Annotated in this window: 4 protein-coding genes and 1 pseudogene; 4 read left to right on the top strand and 1 reads right to left on the bottom strand. The window is 66.7% G+C overall.

Going from position 1 to position 3,632, the window contains the following annotated elements:
• The first annotated feature begins 120 nt into the window (after window positions 1-120).
• The 3 genes and pseudogenes from M3B01_RS14390 to M3B01_RS14400 all read left to right on the top strand — a co-directional run.
• Window positions 121-967 (top strand): IS5 family transposase gene (locus tag M3B01_RS14390; RefSeq protein WP_259793220.1). Its coding sequence is split into 2 segments (ribosomal slippage): window positions 121-429 and window positions 431-967, totalling 846 coding nucleotides; the frame shifts between segments, so codons are not numbered across the junction.
• 72 nt (window positions 968-1,039) lie between these two features.
• Entirely contained in the window at window positions 1,040-1,447 is a 408-nt protein-coding gene (locus M3B01_RS14395; protein ID WP_259793215.1) for a RidA family protein, read from the top strand.
• Window positions 1,448-1,466: 19 nt separating this feature from the next.
• A pseudogene (locus M3B01_RS14400) lies at window positions 1,467-1,862 on the top strand (LysR substrate-binding domain-containing protein); the annotation flags it as partial.
• 4 nt (window positions 1,863-1,866) lie between these two features.
• On the opposite strand, the gene M3B01_RS14405 reads toward M3B01_RS14400, so the two are convergent.
• On the bottom strand, window positions 1,867-2,436 hold the full coding sequence (locus M3B01_RS14405; RefSeq protein WP_259793217.1) for a TetR/AcrR family transcriptional regulator: 570 nt from the start codon (window positions 2,434-2,436) through the stop codon (window positions 1,867-1,869).
• Window positions 2,437-2,518: 82 nt separating this feature from the next.
• On the opposite strand from M3B01_RS14405, the gene M3B01_RS14410 reads away from it, so the two are divergent.
• Window positions 2,519-3,256 carry a hypothetical protein gene (locus M3B01_RS14410; RefSeq protein WP_259793219.1) on the top strand — a complete coding sequence of 246 codons (738 nt, stop codon included), beginning with the start codon at window positions 2,519-2,521 and terminating at the stop codon, window positions 3,254-3,256.
• The last annotated feature ends 376 nt before the right edge of the window (window positions 3,257-3,632 follow it).

Raw genomic sequence — 3,632 nt, forward strand, 5'->3', positions numbered from 1 at the left:
TAACTGGAAGCAGGCCCTCGCCCAGCTCGCCGCAGCCTACCCCGACCGGATCAACCCCTACCTGTGACCACCCCGCTTACACAGACAAGTTGACACGCCCCCGATACCCAATGGGAGACGATCCAGCCCTTGCTCCCCGCTCAGCGCCCCTGGTCAGGGAGGCCGAGACGGGATCATAGACAGGCGGTCGAGGGGATTATCTACCGCTACCGGTGCGGGATCGCCTGGCGCGATCTCCCCGCCGACTTCGGGCCCTGGCAGACAGTCTGGAAGCGCCACCGCGCCTGGGCAGTTGATGGCACCTGGGACCAGGTCCTCGACGCGCTCCTGGTCCGTGCCGACGCGGACGGTGACCTGGACTGGTCGGTCGCGGTCGACTCCACGATCTGCCGCGCTCACCAGCACGGCACCACCCTCGAGCGCACCACAGGGGGCGCAGTGGAATCACATGAATCTCCGCGTTGAGCCAGCTGATCACGCGCTGGGCCGTTCCCGCGGCGGGCTCTCGACGAAGATCCATCAGCTCGTCGATGGACACGGCCTACCGCTGGCAATCCTCTGCGGACCCGGTCAGGGAGGGGACTCACCGATGCTCGCCCCACTGCTCGACGCCCTCTCCGTCGCCCGCAAGGGACCAGGTAGACCGCGCACCAGACCGGACATGTTGCGCGGCGACAAGGCCTACTCCTCCCGCGCCACCCGCCAGACTCTGCGCCGTCGAGGGATCAAGGCCGTGATCCCCGAACCCAGCGACCAGCAGCAACACCGTCGCAACCGCGGTTCACGCGGCGGACGCCCCGTGGGTCTCGACATGGAGGCCTACCGCGGCCGCAACGTCATCGAGCGCGGCTACAGCGACGTGAAGCAATGGCGCGGCCTGGCCACCCGCTACGACAAACTCGGCCTGACCTACCGCGCCGGAGTCGTGCTCCGCGCGATCATCCAATGGCTCAAGCACCTCGTTTGACGAGCTTCCAAGATCTCGCTCAGGCGGAGATGCGAAGGTGTCCGGAGACGCACTCGACCCGGAGGTTTAACAATGCCCAAGGCCGTGACCCTGATTCGTTCCAACGCGCTGTCGGACGCAGCGGAGTACGCCTACGCCGCAACCGCACCCGCGGAAGCACGCCTAGTCTTCCTGGCAGGATCATGCCCGCTGAACAGCGACGGATCCACCTGCGGTGAAGGTGACTTCGCAGCACAGGCCGCCAAATGCATCGAGAACATGAAGGTCGCCCTCGGAGAGGCTGACGCCGCGCTAGAGGACGTCATTGCCACCCGTGTACTCGTCGCCTCTTCCGACCAGGCTGATCTCGTGGCGGCATGGGAGGTCGTCCGCGACGCATTCGGTGACCATGACGTCCCGAGCACGCTGATCGGTGTTGCCGCACTCGGATACGACCACCAGCTCGTGGAAGTCGAAGCCACAGCCGTCGTGATCGACTGATGCCCATCGGCGGGAGCGCCTTTGGAGACACGCCCTAGTCGCCGTCGTCTCCCGTGACCATCACCTCGCCGGACGCCAGAGCCTAAGCCTGGAAGACCTGGCCGAGGAGACCTTCGTGGACTTCAGCGAGGGCACGCCCGGGCGGACACAGTCCGACCGGGCCTTCGAGTCCGCTGGTATCCGGCGTGAGGTCGCTTTCGAGGCGGTGAGCACCGACATCATGCTCGGCCTTGTCCGGAACAACCTTGCGCTGGCGCTTCTCCCGCCCGCCGCAGTTCCGGGCAGCCACGATCTCCAGAGCATCGAGGTCATCAGCGGCCCGACCCGCATTGAGCACCTGGCGTGGAGCGGATTTAACCCCTCCCCCGCCACCCAGGCCTTTCTCGCCGACGCCCCGGGGTCAAGCGTGGGCTGAGGGCCTACGCCTGGGCGCGCTGAGCGCAGGGAAGGCCGTCAATGTAGGCGCCGATGACGCTAGCCGCGTCGACCGGTGCGGCCTTGGCCGTGCGATACATCAGGAGTGCGTCGACGAGCCCCACTAGGTCCGGGGCGTGCTGGGCCGGGGTGGCGATGCCGGCGGCGTCGAGTAGCTGTGTAGCGCGTTGGACCAGGGGCGCACGCACCGGGGCGTCGACGGTGAGCAGCGCGCGCAGTTCGTCGTCATTCCGCAGTTCGAAGAGCAGCGCAAAGCGCGCGGCCTGCGCGTCCTCGCGGCGCGCTAGGTGGTCCAGGAAGCCAACGGCTATCTGCACCGCGGCGGCGCGGTCCATGGTGGCGGGTATGGCTAGATCGGCGAGATCGGCCTGAGTGTCCTCGGAGAGCCGTTCCACGACCAGGGCGGTGAGGTCGCGACGGGTGCGGGCGTAGTACGACGTCGAGCCGCGCGGCAAGTTCGCCTCCTTGTCCACCAGCAGGTGGGTGAGCGTACGAACGCCGCTGCGTGCGATCAGGCGTACACCAGCGGCAGCGATCCTCTCGCGACGGTCCACAGTTGTCCCCCTCCGACTAGGCCTCTATGATCATAGAGGCTCTACGATCATAGAGACAGCAGGCGCTACGAAGGAGGACGCGGTGGAGGTTGCAGTCGTGGGTGGGGGACCGTCCGGCAAGGCCATCGAGCGGGCGCTCCTCGAGCGTGGTGCGACGGTCAGGCTCCTGTCGCGCTCCAACGGGTTCGACGTGCTACAGGCTGATTCCATCGAGCGCTTAGGGCAGCCCGATGTGATCGTGGAGGCGACGGGGCGCTTCACCATGAGCAGGAGCGCTGCGACTGACTTCTTCACGCGGTCGACCCGCGCCGTCGCCGCCGCTGCGCGCGCTTTGGATGCCCGCCATCTGCTGCTGTCGATCGTGAACTGCGAGCTGCCGGACGTTCAGGGGTATGGGTACTTCGCCGGCAAGACGGCGCAGGAGCGGGTAGCGCGTGAGGAGAGCCCGAACCTGACCATCGTGCGCTCAACGCAGTGGTTCGAGTTCGCAGGCCAGAACCGCGAGAGGATGAAGCTCGGACCGATCTCCCTCGTGCCGCAGATGACGATCAAGCCCGTCGCGCTGGACGCGGTGGCTGGGGTGATCGCAGACCTGGCGACCGGCACCCGCGCCAGCACGCTCACAGAGATCGCAGGGCCGGAGGTCACCACCTTGTGGAACATGACGAAGCAGCTCCCCCAGGCCCGGGCCACTCCCCTCCCTATGCCCATCCCTGGCCGCATGGGTCGAGCATTCCGTTATGGTGCCCTGGTGCCTGGAGCGGAGGCCGAGGTACTCGGTCCGACTTTCTCCCAATGGCTTCACCGCCAGGCGAGCTGATTGCAGCGACGATCGCCGCGGCGTCTGCCCCGTTGCTAGCTGTTGCCGACGCGCTACTGCGGGCACGGCGCGCGGACGAGACTGCCGCGTTCCTTCCGGGAGCGACCGTTTACGGCACGGCGGCGCGGGGAGACTGCTGCGCGAGTTGGCACACCTCAACCTGACACTTCTGCTGCATTGAGCACCACCCTGCGTGACAGTTACGGCACCGTAGGCGTCCCTGTGCCACAGGGTCCGAATCGGCAGTTTCGTGACACATCTGCGCCGTGGGGTATACCCAACTGGGCCGTTTCTCGATCACTTTGCGATCCCCTTCATCGGCCGCCATCCCGCCACTAGCCACTAGCCACTAGCCACTACACCCTCATCTGCGAAG

The sequence above is a fragment of the Brachybacterium sp. p3-SID957 genome (genome assembly GCF_025144775.1).
GTDB lineage: Bacteria > Actinomycetota > Actinomycetes > Actinomycetales > Dermabacteraceae > Brachybacterium > Brachybacterium epidermidis.